Genomic DNA, 24,678 nt, shown 5'->3' with positions numbered 1-24,678 from the left:
TCAGAGCAACTGGTTGATGGATGATGCGACTGAAACGGATTCAACAGGATAAACTCACTACGGTTTCGATCCGATTTCTCGTCGGCGCGATTGCGGTCTCACTAGCCTACGGAGCGCCCATGGCCGGTCAGCCGACCACACAAAAACAGACATGGTCACCGCCGCGATTTGAGGCTCGTCAAGCCGAGCGCAACGCCATGGTCAGACGCATTCAGGAGTATGGGTTGAGCGATCAAGCTGTGTTACAAGCGATGTCGCGCGTGCCGCGACACGAATTCGTTCCTGAACGGCTCGCCGCAGAAGCTTACAGGGATTCGCCGCTTCCGATTGGCTACGGGCAGACCATATCCCAACCGTTCATCGTAGCGGAGATGACCCGCTTGCTCCGTTTGCAGCCGGACTCTCGTGTGCTGGAAATCGGCACCGGGTCGGGCTATCAAGCGGCTGTGCTGACGGAATTCACGCCTCATGTCTTCACCATCGAAATCATCGGCGAACTGATGCGACAGGCGCAGGCGCGACTTCACAAATTGGGTTATACGGTGGTGAAAGTGCGGCACGGTGATGGTTACTACGGCTGGCCGGAAGAAGCGCCGTTTGATGCGATCATCGTGACGGCTGCCGCCGGCGAAATTCCGCCGCCACTGATCGCCCAGTTAAAGAAAGGCGGACGCATGGTGATCCCCGTCGGCCCGCCGCTGGGCACGCAATCGTTGATGCTGGTGGAGAAAAATGCTGACGGGAAAATCCGAACGCGAAATCTGATGCCAGTACGGTTTGTCCCGCTCGTTCGAGGCAAAGGATGAGTGTGTGGCGTCTGCGGCTGGCCATCTTCCTGATGTCACTGGCCGTGATCGGATTGGAACTGGCGCTCATGCGAGTGCTCTCGCTGCGCTACTGGTATTACTTTGCCTCAATGGTTATCAGCGTTGCCTTGCTCGGCTTCGGCGCAAGCGGCACGGCGCTCACGCTCTGGCAAAAACCTATTCTTCAACGCCGAGCAGCATGGCTCTGGGGATTGGCTGTGACGTTTGCCTATAGCCTTCCATTGTCGGTCTGGGTAAGTCAAAAAATTCCTCTCGACGAGCACTATCTGGCCTGGAATTTACCGCGTCAGTGGCTTCATATCTTCGGTCTGGAATGCGCGATGCTTGCGCCATTTCTTCTGGCTGGAGGATTGATCGGCTTGGCGCTGATGGACCGGCCTGAGCATATTCACGGACACTATGCGGCCAACATGATGGGGTCGGGCGCGGGCGCGCTCGGCGCGATTGTGCTGATGGAGCTGCTGCCGTTGGAAGGCGTGCTGATGGCGCTGGCCGCGCTCGCGTATCTGGCGGCTGTGATGCTGGTGCCGTGGCCGCGCGCCAAAGCAATCGGCGTGATGACGCTCGTCGGCGTGGGATTATTTCTGACAGGCTGGTTGTTTCCTCCCACCGTGATTCTGTCGCCATACAAAAAGCTCTCGCTAGAGCTGGCCAAGCCGGGAACCGAGATCATTCATACGCAGTTCGGGCCGCTGGGGCGCATTGATGTTGTCCGAGGGCCAGCCGTTCACGATGCCCCGCCGGGGATGAGCCTGCTCAATCCGCATCCGATTCCCTCGCGTGTTCTGTTGCTTGTGGACGGAGATGAGACGAACATCATCTATGATGTCGAGCATCCACAGGCATGGGCATTTCTTGACTACACGACAGGCGCATTGGCGTATCAGCTCGTTGAGCAACCGCGCACGCTGGTCATCGGAGCGGGCGGCGGCGCGGCTATCGGGCTGGCGCTATTTCATCGAAGCCAGCAGGTCGTAGCGTTGCAAAACAACCGACAGATCATCGAAACGATGCTCGGCCCGTTGGCCGATCTGGGCGGCTCAATCTATCGGGCGCCGACTGTCGAACTGCACGAGCAGGATGCGCGAGGCTTCTTGGCCGCTGCGAGCCGACGATTTGATCTGATTCAACTACCGCTCTTTGATCCCTCCGGCACAACCGGCGGCAGCTTGCGGGCAGCGATGGAATCTTACCTGTACACGGTTCAGGCATTTGATATGCTCGTTGATCACCTGACTGAGCGAGGCCTGCTCTCTGTGACTGTCTACACCAAACATCCACCGCGCGACCACCTGCGCATCTTTGATCTGGCCGCGCAGACGTTGCGCCGCCGCAATCTGGAGCCGGCTGCGCATCTCGCGATGATTCGCAGTTGGGAGACAGCGACCCTGCTGCTTGCAACACAGCCGTGGACGCCGCAAGCCTTGCAACGTATCCGTTCATTCAGCCAGGATCGCGGGTTTGATCTCTGTTATTTGCCTGACCTGCATCCTTCCGAAACCAATCAATTCCACGTCATAGATCAAACCTATGAGGTGGAAGCCTTCCAGGCATTGCTCGGACCGAGCCGATCCGAGTTTCTACGTCAATACCTTTTCGCCATTGAAGCGCCGACGGATGACCGACCCTATTTCAATCAGTTTGTCCGGTGGCGCGCCTTGCCCGATATGCGCGAGCAACTGAAGGGGACGCTGCCAGCCTTTTTGGAACTTGGCTCATTGTTGCTGCTGGTGGCACTCATCCAAGTTGCGGCGCTTGCCTCGATCATGATCCTGGCGCCACTGCTGCCGGGCTTGCCTGCGTTGCGGGGAGTCAGCAGAAGAACGATCACGCTGGCCTATTTCAGCATGCTGGGAGTTGGGTTCATGCTGCTGGAGATAGGATTTCTGCAGAAGTTGATTCTCTACCTCTCACATCCGATTTATTCAGCAGCAGCAGTGATCGCCACATTTCTGGTGTTTGGCGGCCTGGGCAGTCAGTGGAGCGGACGATGGCGAGCGACGCCGCAGCATGTGGTCACGGCGGCGGCCGCAGTGATCGTTGCGCTCTCACTGAGCTACCTCTCCTGGCTCGATAAGTGGTTGGCGTTGACTCAATCCTGGCCGCTGGGATGGCGGATGGCAAACGCCGCATTCACGATGGCGCCATTGGCCTTCGCGCTGGGTCACCTTTTTCCGATGGGACTGCGACGCACCGCAGAAGCAGCGCCGGCGCTGATTCCATGGGCGTGGGCAGTCAATGGATTTGCGTCGGTCGTCGCCACGGTCAGCGCACCGCTGTTGGCCATGAGCATCGGGTTCTCGCGAATGACACTGATCGCAACGGGATGCTATGCGTTGGCCGGCGGCCTCTTCTATCATTTGCGGAAGAAATGATGTTTATGTGCTCAAACGCAACGCCACACGCCCAAGACCCGCTCCAAGTTGTTCATGTGCGACGCGAGCGCGCGAACCGCGCAAACAAGGATACACTACGAGCGCGCGCACAGGGCGCTTCGGGCAGGCCTCAGCAGAAGCAGGTGAACACGCTGCCCGACCAACGACGTTCTCGATAAGTGGAGGAGCATGTACCGGATTCTGGTTATCAATCCAGGCGCGACATCAACCAAAGTCGCTGTCTTTGAAGACGAGCGGATGATCATCAGCGAGTCGCTCGCGCATGAGGCGGCTGTGTTGAAGCAATTTCCTACGGTGTGGGACCAGTTTGAATTTCGACGGCAGGCGATCAGAACAGCTCTCAGTCGCTGGGGTTATACGGAAGCCGATTTTGACGTCGTCGTCGCGCGGGGCGGTTTGCTCAAGCCGGTGCCTGGCGGCGTGTATCGCATCACCGAGCGCATGTTGGAGGATGCACGGCGTGGGGTGCAAGGTCAGCATGTATCGAACTTGGGCGCGGCGCTGGCCGCTGACATAGGAGAACCAGAGCAGACAGCCAGATTCGTGGTGGACCCCGTCTCGGTTGACGAGTTTGAGCCATTGGCGCGCTACTCTGGGCATCCGGCCATTGCACGCCGGAGCCTCTCTCATGCGCTGAATATCCATGCTGTGGCGCGACGCGCAGCTCAGTTATTAGGAAAATCCTATGAGCACTCGCACTGGGTCGTTGCCCATTTGGGCGGCGGCATTTCTGTTTGCCCGGTTCGGGGCGGCCGCATCATTGACGCCAATGACGCCGCCAGCAGCGGCCCGTTTTCTCCGGAACGAACCGGCGGTCTTCCGCTTCAGGATTTCATCACGCTCTGTTTCTCTGGCCGGTACACCGAATCGCAAGTGCGACGCATGGTGATGGGGGAAGGCGGGCTGATGGCCTACCTTGGCACCAATGACGCCACTGAAGTGGAGCAACGCATTGCTCAGGGCGATAGATTGGCTCATGAAGTATATCAAGCAATGGCTTACCAGATCGCTAAAGAGATCGGCGCGATGGCGACAGTATTGGCCGGACGAGTGGATGCCATCATCCTGACCGGCGGGCTTGCACATTCTCGCATGTTGACGAGCTGGATTATCGCGCGGGTTTTGTTCATTGCCCCGGTGATGGTCATGCCTGGCGAATTTGAAATGGAAGCATTGGCGCTGGGCGCCCTGCGCGTGCTGCGGGGCGAGGAATCAGCTCGCGAGTATGAGTGAGGCAGCGATGATTCACAACCTTGATGAACTTCTGACTTATGCGCAGCGTGTAGGGCGACGAACCACTGCCGTCATCGGCGCACAGAACCGCACAGCGCTGACGGCAGCTATCGAAGCTGAACGACTCGGCCTTGTTCGGATTATACTGCTTGGACCCGCGAATGAGATCAAGCAGGCGTGGTCAGATGTTGCCGCCGCAGAGGTTTTCCCCGAATCGGTGCTGGATTGCGCGGATGACGAAACGGCCGCCCGTCGCGCTGTTCAGTTGGTGCATGCGGGCGACGCTTCGATCTTGTTAAAAGGCGCTGTGGACACAGCGACCATGATGAAAGCAGTGCTGGACCCAGCCGATGGATTGCGCATCGGGCATTTGTTGAGCGACGTGTTCGTGTGTGAAGTCCGGCAACCGAATGAGACCAAGCTGATACTGATCACCGATGGCGGAGTGGTTCCTCATCCGGATCGCCAGCAAAAAGTCCAGATCATCCTGAACGCCGTACAGGTGGCTCACGCGCTCGGCTACGCAGAGCCAAAAGTCGCGTTGTTGTCGGCCACTGAAAAAGTTTCGGCGTCTATTCCTTCGACGCTCGACGCGGCCATCATCACTCAGATGAACCGTCGCGGGCAAATACCAGGCTGTGTGGTAGACGGCCCGCTGGCGCTGGACGCGGCTGTCTGTGCCGATGCAGCCCGCGTCAAACAGATTGAGTCGCCAGTCGCGGGTCATGCAGACATCCTCGTTGCGCCGGATATGGAAGCGGCCAATATATTGGCCAAGAGCACGACCTATTTCGCTGGGTTTCGGCTTGCGCATGTCGTTGTTGGCGCGCGCGCGCCGATCCTGATTCCCTCACGGTCTGACACAGCAGAGGCCAAACTCTTCTCCATTGCGTTGGGACTGCTGATGTCGGAGCCATCTGGGCGGTCAGAATAATTCGCGGCGAAGGATCAGCATCGGCACGCGATCATTCAACCCATGACGGTGGGAACGTCTGGCGCACGCCTGCAACGAGCCTGCAGCCCCGGTCTTGAGAGAACTCACCATCAGAGCGTTGCAGCCTCCATTGGCGCGCCTACGGCAACACGACCAGAGGTCGCGCAGCTTCACCACGCCTGTGGTAGTCGGCCGCTGCCTAAGTAACGTGACAAGAGTTCGTGGCGTTTTTGGAGTGCTGCGACATGTCGCAGCTTTGGCCGGAAAGCGGTGACACGTCACCGCACGCTAAAACGTCCTGTCACCCCAAAATGTCCCAGAACGCTTGTCCACCTACTTAGAGGCCGCACCCCCGGTTACATTCCGCTCGTATGGCCGGCGCAGCCTGCGATTGGCGTCTTGACGGTTGTCGCTCATTGCCCTGGTCTATGATATGATTACGCCCGAAACAAACAGTTGGAATTTGTATGCCAAACAAACGAAGGGGCCAAAACTCATTCTCGTTCTCGCTTCTGAATGCTAATTCGGCTGTGACGGAGCATCCAAGCCTGGAGCGACTGGTGGCATTCCGTGGTAGCAATCTTGCTCCTGAAGAACAAGAGAGTATCGAACAACACCTGCTCCAGTGTCACCTCTGCAACTCAACGGCGCATGAGATCAGCCAACTGCTCGATCATTTCACAACAGGCATGCTGCCTCACGAAATCATTCAACAATGGGAGCAGAACCGACGTCGCTTGCCGTTAGATCAACAAGCCGGCGCTGATGCCGCCGCGCTTCATCAACCTGGGTTGAGCAGCAGACGGCGCGCGCCGCGAGGCTTTGTGACGCAGCAGCGATACCGACGCACGCTCATTGTATTCTCACTGCTACTGGGCCTGCTGCTCGCTCTGGTCGGTTATCAGTGGTGGATGAAAAGAAAGGTCGAGCACGTGCAGGCTCAAGCGGAACAACGCATCGCCCGGCTCTGGACTCAGGTTCAAGAGCTGGAACAACAGAACCAAGTGATGCAACAGACGAAATCTCAGGAGATCAACCAACTGAATGAAAAGCTGAAGCAGTACTCAGGACCGTGGGTGAATTGGCCGGTGTTTGACTTGTTTTCCTCCACCTTTCTCAGACAAAGTGGCGGGCCTCGCGCTGTTAATCAAATCGAATTGCCCAAGACGGCGACGGGATTTCATCTCATTCTCAATCCGGAATCCCGGTCGCGGTTTGAACTCTATCGCGCAGAGATTGTTGACGACGAAGGACAGATTGTCTGGCAAACGGATGAACTCCAGAGAAATCGGTTGGAGACATTTAATCTGACTATTCATCGAGAGCTATTGCCAAAGCAGCGATACACGATTCGCGTCTACGGAAAAAGCGGGACGAGGCTCAGTCCTGTTGGAGAATTTCCGTTCATGGTCAAACAGATTGAGTAACAAACCTGCTGACAAACGACAGAGCGGCTGATCAACTTCATGAACGCATCCAAAACAACGATCACACACCTGCGCGTTCGATATGCCGAAACGGATCAAATGGGCGTTGTCTACCATGCCAATTACCTGATCTGGTTTGAAGTCGCCCGCGTTGAATGGTGTCGCCAACGCGGCATCAACTATCGTGACCTGGAACAACAACACGGGTTATTCATGGCCGTTGCTGAGGCTCGGTGTCGGTATCGCCATCCGGCGTATTATGACGACCAGATCATAATCTCGACGCAACTGACACGATTGCGGAGCCGCTCGCTGACGTTTGCATATAAAGCGATTCGCGCAACCGATGGAACGCTGTTAGCGGAAGGAGAGACGGTGCATATTTTTCTCAATCGGCAGCGGCGTCCCACCGCGATGCCGCCAGAATTGATCGCCCAAATGCAGGCTTGACAGTACTGTTGGTTGTAACCATATTATGACCTACTGGTGATGTATGGAGACGCAGGTAGAGTCAGTTGTGGTAGAGGCGCAAGCTGCCACTCTCGGCGAGGAGCTAAGAAGACGGCGCGAGCGGCTGGGAATAAGCCTGAACGATATTGCGCAATCCACCTGCATCAGCGTGCGATTCCTTCGCGCCATTGAAGAGAACGACTTCAGCGCGCTGCCGGGCGGCTTGTTCACCCGCTCCTTCATTCGCTCATTTGCTCGCGCTGTCGGCATGGATGAAACTCATGCGCTGAAACTGTACTATCAACAGTCTGGAGAGCCGGAACCGACCCCGCCTCACTTGGCGCCGAGCGCGCTGGCAAGCAAGTCGGGGTCGCCACGGTGGGCGAATGTGGTCATCACCTGCGCGATCCTCGTTGTCCTAGCCCTGGGTGGGCTGGCCGGTTGGCATTATTGGAAGCGAACGTACGCAACCACGCCTGTTTCGACCGACGTGCCCACGCTGGCGATGCCAACACCAACACCACCGGCGCCCTCCTTACCGACTCCGCCAGCAGAACAACTGCAGGAGCCGCCAGCAGTTGTCACAGCGCCGGCCACGGAGCAGCCTCCAGCCCAACAACCCCGCGCCGCCGCTGAGACAGAACCACTGGACACATCGGCTGAGACACAGCCCGAGCCAGAACCATCCACCTCGCCGCCGCCCCTTGCAGATATTCCGATTCCAACTCGCCTTGACCTCAGCATCCGAGCGGTTGGCTCCAGCTATGTGGTGGTCCAAGCTGACACTGACATGGCGCGTGGCGAAACGCTTCAAGCAGGCGACCGGCGCGTCTTCCAGGCCACGAACCGTATCGTTATCTACAATGGCGATGCCTCTCAACTGCTGGTCACAATCAATGGGCGCGAAATTCAATTGCCGCCTACGATCACCCCCGATCAACCGGTGATCATCACTCGTCAAACATTCCCCAAATTTGTCAAGAGACCCTGAGGAATGCTCATGAAACGGCGAGCCGACGCCATTTCTCAATTCATCATGAACGGTCTTTACAGCCGATCACAGGATATGGATAATCCCCTGTGAGACTACACAAGGAGTGACGGCCATGATGAATTCGACGAGCCAGTCAGTCAAAAGAATCATCAAGAGGGCCGCTCCATTGGCGGTTGTTGTCGTAGCCCTCATCGCCGTGCTCAACCTTCGCGCTCAACAGCGAACGCCTTCGCCGACACAACCGGAGACAGCGGCCACAGTACGTTTGGACGTTGACTTAGTCACCGTGCCGGTCACGGTCTTGGACCCATACGATCGCTTTGTGACCGGCCTGCGCAAGGAACACTTTGAAATCTACGATGAGAAGATCAAGCAAGAGGTCGTCTTCTTTGCTGAAGAAGACGCTCCGATCACCATTGGAATTGTCTTCGATCTCTCTGGCAGCATGAAGGAAAAGATTCAACGAGCCAGATTAGCTTTGAGCCGGTTCATTGACGCTTCCCATCCTGATGACGAGTTTTTCCTCATCGGCTTTAATGAACGACCGGAATTGCTACAAGATTTCACCACGAGCGGACAACAACTGACATCACGGCTCATGCTACGCGAACCATCAGGACGGACGGCGCTGTATGATGCCGCTTATCTGGCGATCGAGAAGGTGGCGCAGGGTCAGCAACGACGTCGCGCAATCCTCATTATTAGCGACGGCATGGACAATTCATCACGTTACACCTACCGGCAACTGCGCGAACAGATCAAAGAAACCGGCGTGCAGATATACGCCATCGGCGTCTTTAGCACCTTTGGCGGCTACTCACAGGAGGAGCCGATGGGCCGAGCGATCCTTGAGGAGATCACCTCGCTCACAGGCGGACGGGCATTCTTCCCCAACACGGTGCCTGAACTGGATGACGTAATCACACGCATCGCGCTGGAGCTGCGGCATCAATACAGCCTCGGCTTTTACCCGACCAATGTAGCCGCCAATGGAGAGTGGCGAAAGCTGCGCGTCAAAGTGACTCCTCAACGGGGCTTGCCGCGCCTGCGGGTTCGCGGTCGAGAGGGCTATTATGCGCCACGAAAACCGTAATGCACGCCGCCAAGCTCTCTCTTCCCTCCTCGACTTCATCATCGCCATTGGCTTGTGTGTATCCCTGACAGGCACGCATCAAATTGGATGGGCTAACGCTCAGCCACAACAAAACCCAAAACCTGCTACTTCGCCGCAACAAGAGCCGACTGACACGATCAAGCTGCTGTCGGAGCTTGTCACATTGGATGTGTCCGTTCTGGATTCACAGAATCGCTTCGTCACCGGTTTGACGCAAACCGACTTTATCCTCTTTGAAGATAATGTCAAACAACAGGTGGCCTTCTTTAGTCAGGAGGAAGTGCCCACCAGTATCGGTCTGGTGGTGGATACCAGTCGGAGCATGGCCCCGAAGCTGAACAATGTGATCGCTGCGGCGCTGCGCCTGATTCGGGAAAGTCATCCCGAAGACGAATTTTTCTTGGTTGAATTCAAAGCCCAAGCCGAGTTGGTGCAAGATTTCACCAAGAAGATAGAAGACATTGAAGAAGCCCTCGGTGATCTGGTGGCGCACGGTCAAACGGCGCTGCTCGATGCCATCTACCTGTCTGTTCAACATGCACAAAAGCAGGCCAAGCATCGGCGAAAAGCGATTGTCCTCATTAGCGACGGGGAGGAACGCGATAGCTACTACACGGAATCACAGGTGCTGGAAGCGCTTCGCGCCTCTGACGTGCAAGTCTACGTCATCGGGTTCACCGCCGGCATTGGCGCTGACCAATACAACATTTTCAAGGGCACCGGAAAACGAAAGATCAGCCGACAGGAAAAACGCGCACGGCGCTACTTGGAACACATCGCCCAGGCCACTGGCGGGCGCGTCTTCTACCCTGAGTCATTGAGTGAGCTGGACGGAATTGCTCAGAGCATCGCTCGAGAGCTACGCGCGCAGTATGTTATCGGCTATTACCCCACCAACGCCGAACGAGACGGCAAGTGGCGCACTGTTCGAGTTGAACTCAAACCATCAGAGAAGACCCACAAAGCATCAGTTCGCACACGGTCGGGTTATTATGCGAATCCATTGACCGAGTCCAAGCGGGCAAGATGACCCGGTGATCCACAAAAACAACTGGTTGTTAAGGAACCGCCGGCTCATGAGCCAAACCACCACGCGCCGGCAAACCGTGTCAGCGGCCTCTTCATATCGCGTGATGGCAAATGAACGCACACGATCTATCACGCGGTCGTCGCAGGTCAACCGCATCAGTTGTAGGCACGGCTTCATCAAGCTGCTGACGAAGCCGTTTTACACACGTTCCGCCTCAAGCGGGTTGCTGCACCAGCGTGGCGACTCCGTCAGGTTGCTGCATCAGCATGATGGGCTCCGTCAAGTTGCTGACGACGATATCTTGCTCAACGTGATATGTTCGACTTCGGCCGCCAACACGCACCCTTGCTCGACGATCTCCCCAATTTGCTGGCGACAGGCAGCGACGTAGTGCTGATCGTCAATGGAGCTTAGGTTGACAATCACATTGTAATAAGCGCCGGTGATGGCGGCCACGGCTAGTTGCGCCCCAGTCGCCACATCGGTCAATAAATTTGGATTGCCCAGCTTGGCCAACGAGGCCAGCAATGTCAAAACACGAAGCACGCGCTGCGCAGTGGTCAGTGGGACTTCCGTCGCTCGTCTGCTAGCCGCCTGGATGGCTTGCTGCCGGGCTTGACGTTGCTCGTCGGTCTGCTGGGGCAATTGATAGGCTGCCATGACTTGATCAAAACTTTCGGCATCGGCGGCAATAGCTTGCGTCAGGCTATGTCGCAGCTCTCCCAGTTGAGCCAGAATGTCCCGCACATCGGCTTCGACATCGGCGAACTTTTTTTTGCCGATGGTCATGTGACACATCATCTGACCCAACGCAGCCGCCAGCACGCCGGCATAAGCTGCCACGCTCCCGCCGCCGGGCGTGGGTGTTCCCGCTGAAACCAGGTCGGCAAAGTGGCCGATTGAGCTGGACAAGTCACCGCTGGGCGCTGCCGATTGACCGAGCACCGCTTGAAGGCGATTTTCAAGCACTTGATCAGGACTGAACCCCGTCAAATGCAAAGCTCGCTCAGCGCAAGCATCCAGGGCACGTTGCGGCACGAGGCCAACAATCTCGCTTTCCAACACAGCGACGCCATAGTACTCAGCTTCCTGTTTGACGAACTCAAACGCGCGAAAAATCGGCGTCTTCTCGTAATTGACCAGATTCATCGAGACCTGCACGATGCCTCGATCTTTTAGCTCAAAGCCAAGCGCTTTGACGTAACTCAATCCGCCATCTCGTCCACGAATTGCCTTGGCAATTTTCTTGGCAATATCGAGGTTGTTGGTATTGAGATTGACGTTGTAGGCGATCAACGGCGCGCGCGCGCCGACCACTGTGGCACCGGCCGTCGGATGGATTCTAGGTTCGCCAAAATCGGGCTTGCGATTGGGATCAGTGCCGATCGTTTGCCGAAGCCCTTCAAATTCTCCTTTGCGAATGTTGGCTAAATCCTGCCGATCAGGCCGTGTCGCCGCGTACTCGTAGAGGTAGACAGGGATGTGCAATTCTTCGGCGATTCGTTGACCAGCCCGTCGGGCCAACGCCACGCACTCTTCCATGGTCACATTGCGAATCGGGACAAACGGCACGACATCGGTGGCGCCAAGACGTGGATGCTCGCCCTGATGCTGATTCAGATCAATCAACTCACAGGCTTTCGCCGCGCCTCGCACAACGGCCTCAACGGCAGCGTCAGGTTCAGCCACAAACGTAATCACACAGCGGTTATGATCCGGGTCTCGCTCCTGATCAATGACGGCAACCCCTTTGACCGATTCGATGGCCGCGACGATTTGAGCAACCACGTCCGCGCGGCGACCTTCACTGAAGTTCGGCACGCATTCAACCAGCTTATTCATAACCGACACTCGGCGCGCGCCTACTGGTAGGTGTAGAGGCCTTGCGCCACAATTTCGCCAAACCGATCAATCACCTTGACGTCAACAGGCCCGGCAGTCGTGCTGGCTGGGGCGCGCACCACCACCTGGAGCGAGTTGATTCTCATCACATCCGTTGCCGCCCGGGAACCAAACCAGACAGACTCAATCGGACTGCCAAATCCGGCGCCGGTGAGCGTCACTTGGGTGCCACCACTCAACGGCCCGACTTGAGGCGAAGCCCCGGTCAACACACGGCGGAAGGCGCGACCGTCCACCCGCGTGCCCGGCGAAAACGCGCGTTGCCCGGCTCCGGCCACATCACGATGGTTGATAAACGGGCCGGTAAGCTCAGGATTGCGATTCAACGATTGAAAGACCGGCTGTGGAACAGGATTCATGTTGTCATAATCCAGCCGCGCGACCTCCTGCCCCTGCGGATTCCTGACAATGACCGCGTCACCGGCGTTCCCAAAGCCAAAGCCGTTGGCGCCCCCCACGCTGAACAGCAGTCCAAGCGCCCGCGCATTGCCAAACTCCAACCTGGACATCACCAGATCACCGCCGCCAAAAATGACGACCGCTTCACCCGCAGGAAGGATCGTGCCGTTAGGAAAACGCAAACTGCCCGGACTATTGCTATCATCAACCTCATACCCACTGATGTCAAATGGCTCCATGCCCGTGTTGACCAGCTCAACAAACTCATCCAGATTGGCATCTCGGACGCCATCACCATTGGCGTCGCCTTCAATCACATCCGGTGTCGCCGGATCATCAGCAGGAACGCGCGCCAACAGCTCATTGATGACCAACGGGGGACGTTGAGCAGCACTGACTGAATCGTTCACCTGAACTCCATTCGGGCATACAAGCAAAAACAGGCTGACCAGACTCATCAGATAAAACGCTACACGAATATGCTTGGGCATTGTTGTACCTTCCTCCTTCATGTAATAAACGTACTGCCTGACGGCTCTAACAATATCACACTGACGGAGCCCATTCAAAGCAGATCAGCGACGAATCCGAAAATCCTGCGCTGTTCACTCTGGAAACCGTGGGTGGATGACCACGCGACGGTAGGGTTCTTGACCAATGCTCTCAGAGATGAAACCCAGTTGCTCGGCCAGCTCATGTTGCTGTCGGCGCCAATAGGCAGTTGTCGGCGACAATTCAACCGGCTGCTTGTGTCTGATGACGCGAGCAACCGCCGCCTCAACCTCTTGCAACGCAGCAGCTCGCCGATTTGCTGCGCGCGCAGCGCCGCTGAACCGCTCGCGGAGGAACTCCATCATTTGCTTGTAGGTGTTGCTCTTGATGACATAAACCGGCAGCCGCTGCTGCTGAGCATCTCGCAATCGTTTGAACAACCCTTTGGCATGACCTTTAAGGGTGAGGATCACGTCTGCTTGATCGAGCCGGTCCACCACCACTGCTGCCGCGCGGCCATCTCGAATTGCCCGTTCCAGCCGTTGTCGGGTCACGCCGTATGGATAAATGCGCAGCGGCTCGCTCGCCTGTGACTGGCTGACCATCCACGCACTGTGCATCAGTTCCTGTTGCGCCGGTTCTTCTGGCGGCACAATTTCAATTTCGTAATCGGCATTTCTGATGCGAATTTCGGGCGAGGTCAGCGCGCCGCGCAGATAGCGATCCACGACGGTGGCCACGTCACGATGAATAGCCAGCCGATCCTTGGATTGAATCTCAATCAACACCTCAAACGTGGGAGGCGCTTTGCGTTCCAGCACGGTTTTTTGTGTGCCACGACGCCGGGCTTCTTCGTCACTCAAGATCACCGGCTGAATCCCGCCGACCAGGTCGGTTAATGTCGGATTCAGCAGAAGGTTGTCGAGCGTCTGACCGTGCGCGGTGGCAATCAGTTGAACGCCGCGCTCAGCAATGGTGCGCGCAGCCAACGCCTCGGCCTCGGTGCCGATTTCGTCAATCACAATCACTTCGGGCATGTGGTTCTCGACCGCTTCGATCATCACGGCATGCTGGCGCTCCGGCGAAGGCACTTGCATACGGCGCGCGCGGCCAATGCCCGGATGGGGAATATCGCCGTCGCCGGCGATCTCATTGGATGTATCCACTACAATGACACGTTTATCAAATTCGTCGGCCAAGACGCGCGCGGCTTCGCGCAGTAACGTTGTCTTGCCCACGCCCGGCGGCCCCAGTAACAAAACACTTTGACCCGATTCAATGACGTCTCGAATGATCTCGACCGTTCCAAACACCGCCCGGCCAACCCGGCAAGTCAATCCGATGATCTCGCCATGACGATTGCGAACCGCTGAAATCCGATGCAGCGTGCGTTCGATACCCGCGCGATTGTCAGCCGTGAAACTGCCAATGCGACTGACGACATGATGAATATCGTCGCGCGTGACCCAAAAACCATCCAAATAAACCGTCCGATCCATATACCGCGCTTCGGCTTCACGCCCCAAGTCAAGCACGATTTCCATCAGATTCTCGACGTTGCCTTGCTGAACGAGTCGGGCGCGAATCGGCGGCGGCAAGACTTCGAGCAGCAGGTCCAGATTGTCTGTCACTTCAATTCGTTGTCCTCTCACAGATGGGGATTATACGTCTTGCTGATGTCAAATTTCCATCCGCGACATGCGCGACGACGCGTGATGATTGCATGGCCAAGTTTATTCACCTTGTGGTTGCTCGATTAACACTCTCAGTGTAGAGTAATCATTGAGCCCGCGTCTCCGGTTGACTCATTCAGCAACCACCGGGGAGCATACGGTGAAGGAGGTTGAAAGTTATGTCCATTTCGGCCAAGTTGAAAGAGTATTTGGATCAGCACAACATCAAGTACACAGCTATAACCCATTCGCTGGCCTACACGGCTCAAGAACTGGCTGCGGTCATGCACGTGCCGGGGCGGGACCTGGCCAAAGTGGTGATCGTCAAACTGGACGGGCGATACACGATGCTTGTTCTACCGGCCCACCATCACATCAACTTTGAACAGTTGCGCCAGGCCACACAAGCGCAGCGAGCCGAGCTGGCCACCGAAGCGGAGCTTAAAATGCTGTTTCCCGATTGCGAGGTCGGTGCCATGCCGCCGTTTGGCAACCTGTATGATATGCCCGTGTATGTCGCCGAACCGCTCACCAACGAAGAGGAGATCGTTTTCAACGCCGGCACGCACCGAGACGCCATTCGCATGAAAGGGGCTGACTATGGACGGCTCGTTAAGCCGATTCCCATCAACTTCACATTCGTGCCGTAAGCGGCGGCCGGTGTTGCATTGAATCGGTCACGAGCGTCGCGTTGCAGACCTAGGCGAGGGCGACCGCGCGAGCCTCTCGGCGGTCAGGTGATAACTTAGTCCGATTGCGGATTGCGCATCGCAGATCGAGATAACGGTCAGATTGAAAGCGACCATGGGCAACTGAGTACAGCGCTTCCAAAGGCAATTGGCATGACACGAAACGACCCCCGCTCACGCCCAGTGCAAAGAGAGGCCAATCGGGCGATGATGAGAGGGAAGATCGAAGTATTTGGCGCAATCACAGAGGAAATGGAACGGCACGCGCATCGGAGGCAAGCAGCCGCGTGCTGAGCTCTGGCCGAGGTGAGCCTGAAAAGCAAACGGTTCACCTCGGCCTGATCGTAATCTTGATTGACGGTCAGCTCAAGGACGACGGTATTGTTTCACAGCAGCCCACTGGGGTTGGTTACCCACATTGAGAATGATGTTAATATCGGTGACTCGGGCGCCGCCTGTGACCTCTATTTCAGCGCGGCTGTTGGGATTATCTGAAGCTGATTCAGCATCGCCACTGTAGAATTCCGGCGGGAATAACAGGTCTGCCGGTGGGTTCAACGGGCCGACAGCAGAGCCATCGGTGAAGATAGAACGGATGGGTTCCACTTCAACGGTGTATCGGCCATCGGGCAATCCAACAATTTGATAGAAGCCCAACAAGGACGGGTCTGTGGACCCAAAGTTTTCCCCTCGCCGGGTCCCACGGTGAAGAAACCCAGAGACAGAGGAGACAGCCGTGAATCTTGGGTCTTCAACGTTACGCGCGATCACATTGGCACCTTGAAAGCCCCTGCCGTCCGGCAAAAGCACTTGGCCGGAAATTTGGCCGCGCTGCAAAAATAACTGCGAAGGATACAAGAATCCGATCGAGGCCATGTCATCCAGATGCAGATTCTCGCTGTCCTGCACAATGAATGGAAACATGGTCGGCACCTCGTTGTCGTTTCGTGTCGTTGCATCCAACCCAGACGACACATTGAGCTGACTGTGATCAAGACCCATCAGGTGGCCGAATTCGTGAATCATCGTTCCCTGCAGATCAGCGGTCCCGAATCGGCCGTTGAGGACGGCGCGGCCTTGTAGGATCTGATTCCCACGAAACACACTCGGGCCGGCAAAGCCCAGAATCTGCGATGAAGCGCCACGACCGAAGACAGCATCAATAATACGCCCATCCGTATCAAACACAATTGGCGTGATGCAGCCGCGGGATTCCAGGCAATCATTGACGAGACCATCCAACACTGACATGAAATTGCTGGCCGTCACGTCTACAGGAAGTTGACCCGATTGAACGAACCTGGCGCGGGTTAGCGGAACATTCTGCCAAACGGCAAACGAATCAGCGACGAATCGGATCGCATCGGCATTAGAGAGTCGGCCCAGCCGGCCTTGATCCGGCGTCCACGGCAGGCCACGTCCAATCGCTGCTGGCCAAAAGAATGGACGGCCGAGCTCCGACACAAATAACGGTCCCCCAGCATTCACCTGATCGCGTTGAGAGACAAACAACAGAAGTAGGCCACACAAAATCACCCAAACAGACCGGTAAAAGAATCGTTGTTGTTGGCGCATAGGTCTCCTCCAGCATGTTACTGTTGTTGGGCCAGCTTTCTCACCAGTGATGAAAAGGCGCGATAATTCATTGCGCTGCCGGCGCGGCCAATGAGCTCTCGCTCGGCCATGGTGAGTTTTTGCATCTTGATGCCGTCAAACAGGCTGGCATTAGGCAACGCCTGGCTGACCCATCGCTCGCCGGTTTGACTGTCCCGCTTCAGGTAAAACTTGCCCTGGCCTCCCCCGACAGGGCTGGTGAAGCCTTGTTCGCTCTCCGGATAGAGAAACAGCATCACTTCTTCGCCGACCTGATATGAGGGTATATCATGGATTCGCGTGATGCCCGTTCCGCCAAACTGCATGAACTCATGGCGAGTGATATGCGACGCAGCCCCTTTCAGGACCTCCTCAACTTCGACGGTGACAAACGTCACCGCGATGTTGCGATAGTGAGGATGCCGTCCTTCTCGCACTTGGACGACACGGCCCGACACAACCGTGCCGGACGCAGTAACCATTTCTGACAAAGTGACACGTTTGACTTGAGCCAATCCGGTCCTTTCAACGAGCTGGTCAATTGAGATACCGAGCATGACCACAATAGGAAGCCAGATACCGACCCTCTTTGGAGTCAGCAAGCGTGGGCTACGAAAGAATGCTTTCATACGGTTCCTCCAGGTGTGTTTTGGATAATAGATCGTTCACGAGTCAGGATCATAACAAAATTCAACTCATGATCAGCCGTGCGACCGGGCTAAAATCACTTGCAGCATGCTGACGATGTAATGCTACCGACAGTCAATTGTTCACGTCAAGAAGCCTGACACCGCTTTCTTCGACGCTCATCGCCTCGGATCAGCATTCATCGTCGCCGCTCAAGCGCCTGGCGAGCCGATGCGCCTGCTGCATCTGTGAGGGCCACGACGGGGCTGTTGTGCTCTGCATCGGCTGCCGCCGCCAGAGCCATTCGCACGGCGCTAGAGCAACTCACACGGCGCTCACCAACAAATCTGAGGTTTACCGATCTTGTGTCGCTGCTACACACGCCGCCAGCGCCATTCGCATGGCGCTTACCAGCGAACCTGCGCGCCATAAATATCCTGCTGGCCACGGCGCGTATCCGTCCAGACGGGAAAAGCGACGCGCGCCCAGGCTGCTAGTCCGTTGTAATCGCCAATGAACATGCCACGAAACGGTTCGCTGCCAACGAGCGGATTGATTTGTTCGGTCGTGACTTTCACGTTCGGACTGAAGGTCACCCCACCGTCAGTCGAACGAGTGACGTAAACATCCATCAACAGATTGCCCCGATCATTGCGTCTGTCATAGAACATGACAATGACATCCCCATTGGTTGGATCAACTGTCATCCAGGGGAAAAATTGGTCTCGTCCGTTGCGGAGCGGGTCATCGTTGAGCCTCATGAAAGGCAATTGCCAACTCACCCCACCGTCGGTCGAGCGAGTAAACAAGATATCGGCGTCCCCATTGAATCCATCTGACCAGACCAGGTACAAGTTGCCGCGTGTTGAGCTTGTGCTGGTATCAACAGCCAAGACCGGATAATTGATGACGCGAAATCCGCCATTGAGGAATTGCCGTCCGGTCTCCGGATCAAGCGTCCCGATCAGATAAAAGCCGGCGGCGCGACGATCCCGTTCAAACGTCTGCCCTCCATCCAACGAGCGGGCGATTCGATAACTGATCCCCGACATCCAGACGACGTAGAGCTCGCCGTTGGGACCAACCACCGGCTGCGGCCATTGCTGGGGAATTGAGTCGGACCGGCGCAGCAGTAACGGCGACGAGAAGCGGCGGCCGCCATCGGTGGAACGCGCAAGTTTGATGTCAATCGCCTGGATGTTCTCTATATTGCCAACGAAGGTGGTCCATGTGACATAGACATTGTTAACATGGGGACTCATCGGATTTGGATCGGCGGCAATCATTGGTTTGTCTTCAGTGTCGGCCTCCGGTTGTCGCACGTGTTGAACGACGGCGACCGGTTCACCAAAAGATTGCCCGCGATTGGTTGACCGCGCCACATAGATGCCGGTGTCGGTGGGAAGGTTTCGGGCGTTCACATTGAATGCGACAAAACCATAGTAGACGTCTCCCCGTGAATCAAAGGCAATGGTTGGGTCCGACCCGATACGAAGACTGAACGGCAATCGCAGGATTTGACTCCTCCAACTCCGGCCTCCGTTAGTGGACGTATACGCGGCGATGCCACCTGATTGATAGTCGTTGGCGCCGGCCACGAGATTGTTTGGATCACGCGGATTGATGGCGATGTAGCACTCGTTTTGTGGAATTTCTTCTTCCTCGTTATTGAGCCGGAAGTTGCTCTGAACCTGCTGCTGAAGATACGCGGTTAAACTTTCCGATGAGGACTCACCTTCATCTCTGGCGGACACCGGCACGGCCGGCCGGATGGGTTCGACCTTCTCAGAAATCGAGGCCGAGCCGATCTGTCTCAGCGATGGTTCGTTTCTGAAAAACCTCAATCCCCGAATATCCGCTCGATAGGGAATCCGCAAAAGGAACGTGTGCTCGCCCATATACACCACGTTATCAGGCGTAGCCGACATGTCTGACGCCAAGCTCGTCGGCACAGGTGGGCAGAAGGTTCCTTCGGTGATGACGTCGCCTTGTTGCGAGATCACTTGGTACCACACCGGGTCTTGGGAATGGTAGCGAGGTCGTAAGACTCTGCCACGTGACAGGCCGTAGCTGACCACTGTGACGGCTTCTGATACGTCGTCGTACCGCAGTTTCACGATCAGGAGGGCAGGCAGGCTGTCCCACTCAGGACCATAGGAAAAGCGAGCTGGCAATCGTGGCCGATGCGACAGATCGAGCAACCGTTTCTCACGTTCCTCTTGAGACGTCACCATCGGCGCCAGTGAAACAAGCAATAAGATTGCCACTGTGACGCCATAGAATCCATACCGGCAAAAGAGACCGAACCGCCAACCACGACGAATCTTGCTTGTCATAGTTTGCACTCCTTATTGTGCCGGTGGCCAGCCACGATGGTATACGTCTTCGCTGGTCATGCGCCCTTCGTTGGTCAGGCGCTCGTATCGGTTTTGGCCGAGGCACTCTGTGGCTGCCATCTGAGCACCGGTTTTCTGGCAGCGGCTACTTCATCCAACCGACCGATGCGCGTCAAGTGTGGCGCCGATCTTAACTGCTCAGGATGCTCTCTCGCCTCTTGAGCGATTGTCTTCATCGCCGCAATGAAGGCATCGAGTTCTTCACGTCCGTAGGCTTCAGTTGGCTCCACCATCAATGCCCCAGGAACAATCAGGGGGAAAGACATGGTCGGCGGATGGAATCCAAAATCAATTAACCGCTTGGCAATATCCAAATTCTTGACGCCATACGGAAGTTGGTGCTTGTCAGAAAAGACCACTTCATGCATGCAGGCGCCAGCATACGCGATGTCGTAAACATCTTTCAACTGATGGGCAACATAGTTGGCGTTGAGCACAGCAGTTTCAGCAATTGCGCGAAGCCCGTCGGGGCCGTTGGATAAGATGTAAGCGAGCGCACGCACAAGCACGCCGAAGTTGCCATAGAAAGCTCGGACTCGACCAATCGAATGGGGCCGATCCACGTCCAGATGATAGGTCCCATCCTCGCTCTTGACCACGCGGGGGATCGGAAGGAACGGCTCCAGCGCTTTTGTCACCAGCAATGGGCCTGCGCCGGGACCACCGCCGCCATGTGGCGTCGAGAATGTTTTGTGCGTATTCAGATGCATCACATCAACGCCCATATCACCGGGGCGCGTGATGCCAAGCAGCGCGTTCATGTTGGCGCCATCCATGTAGACGTAGCCACCTACGCCGTGGATGATCTCCGCCACCTGATGAATCTCTTCTTCAAAGAGTCCGAGCGTATTGGGATTCGTCAGCATCAGGGCGGCCACTGTTTCATCAGCCGCCTGGCGGAGCGAATGCAAATCAATCAAGCCACGCTCATTGGATCGAATTGTCTTCACCTGGTAACCGCACACGGCGGCGCTGGCCGGGTTTGTCCCATGCGCAGAGTCGGGAATGAGCACCGTTTGACGTGGATGACCACGAGCAGCCAGACTGGCGCGGATCACCAGCATGCCGGTCAGCTCGCCTTGCGCGCCGGCTGCCGGCTGCAACGTTGCTGCTCCCATTCCGGTGATCTCACACAAAAGTTGTTCCAACCAAAAGAGCAGTTCCAGGCTGCCTTGAGAGAGTTCTTCAGGCGTGTAAGGATGGTGCAACGCAAAGCCGGGAATCCGCGCGGCCACCTCGTTGATCTTTGGATTGTACTTCATGGTACATGAGCCGAGCGGGTAAAGTCCCATGTCAACGCTGTAGTTCCAACTGGACAAGCGGGTGAAGTGTCGAACCACATCCACCTCACTCAGTTCAGGGAACCCGCTAAGCTCATCAGTCCGCAGATAGGCCTCGCCGATTAACTGAGCGATGGGCTGCTGAGGCACATCCAACGCCGGCAGCGCATAGCCTTTGCGCCCCGGACGAGATCGTTCGAATAGCAATGCTTCGTCGCGCACAATGTGCGTTGCCGTTGGTTTGGCCTGTTGATCGTGACTCATCGTTGTTCCCTACATCTGATCAAAGCAGTTGACCAATTGATCAATTTCCTCACGCCGATTCATCTCAGTCACGCACACCAGCAGGCAGTCGGACAATTCCGGGTAGAACCGTCCAAGGGGTAATCCGCCGATGATGCGATCTTCTTGCAATCGAGCAAGCGTCTCTGAAACAGGTCGCCTCGTCTTGACGACAAATTCATTGAAATGCGGACCCGTGAATCGGCGCTCATAGCCATCCAGCGCAGCGATGCGTTGGGCTGCATAACTGGCTTTTTGCACGTTTTGCCAAGCAATTTCCTTCATCCCTTGACGCCCCAGGCTGGCCATCCAAATTGTGGCGATGAGCATCATCAGCCCCTGATTGGTGCAGATATTCGATGTGGCCTTTTCGCGACGGATGTGTTGCTCACGGGTGGAAAGCGTCAACACAAAACCTCGACGCCCGTGATGATCGTAGGCTTCTCCGGCGAGCCGTCCGGGCATCTGGCGAATGAATTCTTGTCGTGTGGCGAACAAGCCCAGGTAAGGCCCGCCAAAACTGAGCGGGATGCCGAGCGACTGGCCTTCCCCGGCTACAATGTCGGCGCCTTGTTCGCCGGGCGTTCGCACGAGTCCCAAACTGATCGGCTCAGCCACAGCGCTGACCATCAATGCGCTGACCTGATGAGCGGCGTGGCTGATCGCTTCAAGATTCTCTAGTACGCCGAAGAAATTGGGCGACTGCGCCACCACAGCGGCCACCGAAGCGTCTAGCCTCACAGCGCCGAGGTCGAGTTGTCCGGTCGTTCGATTGTAGGGAATCAGCTCGATCTCCAGTCCCAGCGTTTGCGTCAGTGTTCGAGCCACTTCACGATATTCAGGGTGCACGCTGGCTGCCACCAGCACACGTCGGCGACGCGTCAACCGATGAGCCATCAGGATCGCTTCCGTAACAGCAGTGGAGCCATCATAGAGCGATGCATTGGCAACCTCCATGCCGGTCAGTTGACACACCAATGTTTGATACTCAAAAATCGCCTGCAGCGTCCCTTGACTGATCTCCGGCTGATAGGGCGTGTAGGAGGTCAAAAATTCCGAACGCGTGATGAGCGCGTCAATGTGAGCGGGACGATAATGATGATAGGCGCCGGCTCCAAGAAAGATCGAGAATGTTTCGCTGGTCGCATTGCGCGCGGCCATGATGGTTAACCGGCGCAGCAACTCGATCTCAGAGTGGGCTGGAGGCAGATTCAACGGTTCTTGGAGTCGGAGCGACGGCGGAACGCTGGAAAAGAGTTGATCAATCGTCTGCAGGCCGATTGCGGCCAGCATGTCGGCCTGTTCGTCCGGTGAAATGGGTATATACCGCATGGCTATTTGCTGGCTTCGGCCTTCACATAGGCTTCATAAGCGGAGGCCGACATCAGGTGCGACGTCTCGTCAGGATGAGTCAATTCAATTTTCACCATCCACCCATCCCCGTAGGGATCATGGTTAACTAATTCAGGAGAATCGGCCAGTTTGGTATTGACCGCCGTCACTTGACCGGCAACCGGCATGAACAATTCGCTCACCGCTTTGACCGATTCCACTGTGCCGAACGCTTCACCGGCATCGAAGGTCTGGTTGACCGAAGGCAATTCAACGTAAACGACATCGCCTAAGCTTTGCTGGGCATAATCAGTGATGCCAACCACGCCTGTCGTTCCTTCAATTCGTACCCATTCGTGGTCTTTACTATAAAGGCAATCGTCTGGATATTCAGCCATGATGTTCCTCCCGATTGTTATTTCTTGCGCTTATAAAATGGCGTCGGCACGACTTGTGCCTCGACCCGACGGTCTCGAATCTGGACATGAAAACGAGTCCCGACACCGGTGTACTCAATCGGCAAGTAAGCCAGTCCGATATTCTTTTTCAGAAACGGCGCCGGACTGCCCGACGTGACGTGACCAACCATCTGGTCATCAATCCAGACGGGATAATGCTCACGCGCCGGCGCACGGTCTAACACCTCAAATCCAACCAACCGACGCTTCAATCCCGCCTCTTTCTGTCGGAGCAGCGCCTCGCGTCCGATGAAATCGCCTTTTTCAAACTTGGTGATCCAATCCAACCCGGCTTCCAGCACGGTGGTCGTTTCGTCCATATCATTGCCATAGAGCAGCATTTTTGCCTCCAATCGCAACGTATTACGACTGGCCAAGCCGCACGGCTTCAATCCTTCATGACGGCCACGCTCCAGCAGTCGTCCCCACACCCATTCCGCGTTCGTCTCCTTGTCCATCGGGATATACAACTCAAATCCATCTTCACCGGTGTAGCCCGTGCGGGAGATGATGGTTCGCGGAATGCCGGCCACTTCACCGACATCAAACCAATAGTAGCGGATGTGATCCAGTTCAATGTCGGTTAGACTTTGCAGAATGTCTTCGGCTGCCGGACCTTGAATGGCGATCTGCGCATAGCGCCGACTGACGTCGTAAAGCGAGGCTTCAACGCCGACCAAATGCTGGCAAATCCAGCGATAAATCTTCTCCAGATTAACGGCATTCACCACGAGGAGGAAAAAGTGGCGATTGAAACGATAGACCGTCAGATCATCCATCACCGTGCCTTGCGGCGTGGTCATGACCGAATATTGAATTTGTCCGTCGGCCAAACGATCGGCATCGTTCGTCGTCAGCCGCTGAACAACTTTGATCGCATCAGGGCCGACCACTTCAAGTCGCCCCATGTGACTCACATCGAACAAACCGGCTGCCTCCCGCGTGGCCATGTGTTCTTCAATTGCGCCGCTATATTGTACCGGCAGACTCCATCCGGCAAATTCAATCATCTTTCCTCCAAGCGCTTTGTGAGCCTCGTAAAGTGGAGTCTGCTTTGCCATTTCTTCTAGTTCTTCTTCTAAGATGAGGCCATCAAGTTTGCCAGTTCAAGCGAGGTGGAAAACTAACATAGCGACCTAGCTTCGTCAAG

The 24,678-nt window shown here is 56.2% G+C and carries 20 protein-coding genes; 10 read left to right on the top strand and 10 right to left on the bottom strand.

The annotated features are described in order from the left end of the window. Positions 1-23: 23 nt before the first annotated feature. The 9 genes from NZ823_15665 (at position 24) to NZ823_15625 (ending at position 10,405) form a co-directional block, all read left to right on the top strand. On the top strand, positions 24-806 hold the full coding sequence (locus tag NZ823_15665; GenBank protein MCS6806565.1) for a protein-L-isoaspartate(D-aspartate) O-methyltransferase: 783 nt from the start codon (positions 24-26) through the stop codon (positions 804-806). Next, the gene (locus NZ823_15660) at positions 803-3,202 is read left to right on the top strand and encodes a hypothetical protein (protein MCS6806564.1); all 2,400 of its coding nucleotides are present in this window, start codon (positions 803-805) and stop codon (positions 3,200-3,202) included. The genes NZ823_15665 and NZ823_15660 overlap by 4 nt, the downstream gene beginning before the upstream one ends. Positions 3,203-3,391: 189 nt before the next feature. After that, on the top strand, positions 3,392-4,456 hold the full coding sequence (gene buk / locus NZ823_15655; protein MCS6806563.1) for a butyrate kinase: 1,065 nt from the start codon (positions 3,392-3,394) through the stop codon (positions 4,454-4,456). 7 nt (positions 4,457-4,463) lie between these two features. Then, on the top strand, positions 4,464-5,390 hold the full coding sequence (locus tag NZ823_15650; GenBank protein ID MCS6806562.1) for a bifunctional enoyl-CoA hydratase/phosphate acetyltransferase: 927 nt from the start codon (positions 4,464-4,466) through the stop codon (positions 5,388-5,390). Between the two features lie 467 nt (positions 5,391-5,857). Beyond that, complete coding sequence (locus NZ823_15645; protein MCS6806561.1) at positions 5,858-6,817, top strand: hypothetical protein; 960 nt, start codon at positions 5,858-5,860, stop codon at positions 6,815-6,817. A gap of 39 nt (positions 6,818-6,856) precedes the next feature. Next, positions 6,857-7,267, top strand: coding sequence for an acyl-CoA thioesterase (locus tag NZ823_15640; protein ID MCS6806560.1), 411 nt, complete (start codon positions 6,857-6,859; stop codon positions 7,265-7,267). Positions 7,268-7,310: 43 nt separating this feature from the next. Then, the gene (locus NZ823_15635; GenBank protein MCS6806559.1) at positions 7,311-8,258 is read left to right on the top strand and encodes a helix-turn-helix domain-containing protein; all 948 of its coding nucleotides are present in this window, start codon (positions 7,311-7,313) and stop codon (positions 8,256-8,258) included. 115 nt (positions 8,259-8,373) lie between these two features. Continuing rightward, the gene (locus NZ823_15630; GenBank protein MCS6806558.1) at positions 8,374-9,354 is read left to right on the top strand and encodes a VWA domain-containing protein; all 981 of its coding nucleotides are present in this window, start codon (positions 8,374-8,376) and stop codon (positions 9,352-9,354) included. Beyond that, a complete protein-coding gene (locus tag NZ823_15625) occupies positions 9,335-10,405 on the top strand; it encodes a VWA domain-containing protein (GenBank protein MCS6806557.1) in 1,071 nt (356 codons plus the stop codon). The genes NZ823_15630 and NZ823_15625 overlap by 20 nt, the downstream gene beginning before the upstream one ends. A gap of 279 nt (positions 10,406-10,684) precedes the next feature. Here NZ823_15625 and ftcD read toward each other — a convergent pair whose 3' ends face one another. The 3 genes from ftcD to NZ823_15610 form a co-directional block, all read right to left on the bottom strand. Continuing rightward, positions 10,685-12,247, bottom strand: a complete 1,563-nt coding sequence (gene ftcD, locus NZ823_15620; protein MCS6806556.1) for a glutamate formimidoyltransferase — start codon at positions 12,245-12,247, stop codon at positions 10,685-10,687. Positions 12,248-12,267: 20 nt separating this feature from the next. After that, complete coding sequence (locus NZ823_15615) at positions 12,268-13,197, bottom strand: lamin tail domain-containing protein (GenBank protein MCS6806555.1); 930 nt, start codon at positions 13,195-13,197, stop codon at positions 12,268-12,270. A 114-nt stretch (positions 13,198-13,311) separates the two neighbouring features. Continuing rightward, positions 13,312-14,850: an AAA family ATPase gene (locus NZ823_15610; GenBank protein ID MCS6806554.1), complete on the bottom strand. Its 1,539-nt coding sequence runs from the start codon at positions 14,848-14,850 to the stop codon at positions 13,312-13,314. A 200-nt stretch (positions 14,851-15,050) separates the two neighbouring features. Here NZ823_15610 and NZ823_15605 point away from each other — a divergent pair, with 200 nt between their 5' ends. Next, positions 15,051-15,521 carry a YbaK/EbsC family protein gene (locus NZ823_15605; GenBank protein ID MCS6806553.1) on the top strand — a complete coding sequence of 157 codons (471 nt, stop codon included), beginning with the start codon at positions 15,051-15,053 and terminating at the stop codon, positions 15,519-15,521. A gap of 405 nt (positions 15,522-15,926) precedes the next feature. On the opposite strand, the gene NZ823_15600 is transcribed toward NZ823_15605, so the two are convergent. The 7 genes from NZ823_15600 to gcvT form a co-directional block, all read right to left on the bottom strand. Further along, entirely contained in the window at positions 15,927-17,135 is a 1,209-nt protein-coding gene (locus tag NZ823_15600; protein ID MCS6806552.1) for a hypothetical protein, read from the bottom strand. 17 nt (positions 17,136-17,152) lie between these two features. Next, entirely contained in the window at positions 17,153-17,782 is a 630-nt protein-coding gene (locus NZ823_15595) for a hypothetical protein (GenBank protein ID MCS6806551.1), read from the bottom strand. 405 nt (positions 17,783-18,187) lie between these two features. After that, complete coding sequence (locus tag NZ823_15590; protein MCS6806550.1) at positions 18,188-20,116, bottom strand: glycoside hydrolase; 1,929 nt, start codon at positions 20,114-20,116, stop codon at positions 18,188-18,190. A 74-nt stretch (positions 20,117-20,190) separates the two neighbouring features. Further along, entirely contained in the window at positions 20,191-21,720 is a 1,530-nt protein-coding gene (gene gcvPB, locus NZ823_15585; GenBank protein MCS6806549.1) for an aminomethyl-transferring glycine dehydrogenase subunit GcvPB, read from the bottom strand. A gap of 9 nt (positions 21,721-21,729) precedes the next feature. Continuing rightward, positions 21,730-23,076, bottom strand: a complete 1,347-nt coding sequence (gcvPA, locus tag NZ823_15580; GenBank protein ID MCS6806548.1) for an aminomethyl-transferring glycine dehydrogenase subunit GcvPA — start codon at positions 23,074-23,076, stop codon at positions 21,730-21,732. Further along, positions 23,073-23,468, bottom strand: coding sequence for a glycine cleavage system protein GcvH (gene gcvH, locus NZ823_15575; protein ID MCS6806547.1), 396 nt, complete (start codon positions 23,466-23,468; stop codon positions 23,073-23,075). Before gcvH ends, gcvPA begins: the two co-directional genes overlap by 4 nt. A 17-nt stretch (positions 23,469-23,485) precedes the next feature. Beyond that, positions 23,486-24,589, bottom strand: a complete 1,104-nt coding sequence (gcvT, locus tag NZ823_15570; protein MCS6806546.1) for a glycine cleavage system aminomethyltransferase GcvT — start codon at positions 24,587-24,589, stop codon at positions 23,486-23,488. Positions 24,590-24,678 lie beyond the last annotated feature (89 nt).

The sequence above is a fragment of the Blastocatellia bacterium genome, from assembly GCA_025054955.1.
GTDB lineage: Bacteria > Acidobacteriota > Blastocatellia > HR10 > J050 > JANWZE01.
The sequence above is the reverse complement of the archived record's forward strand: the minus strand, read 5'-3'. Positions and strand labels throughout refer to the sequence as shown.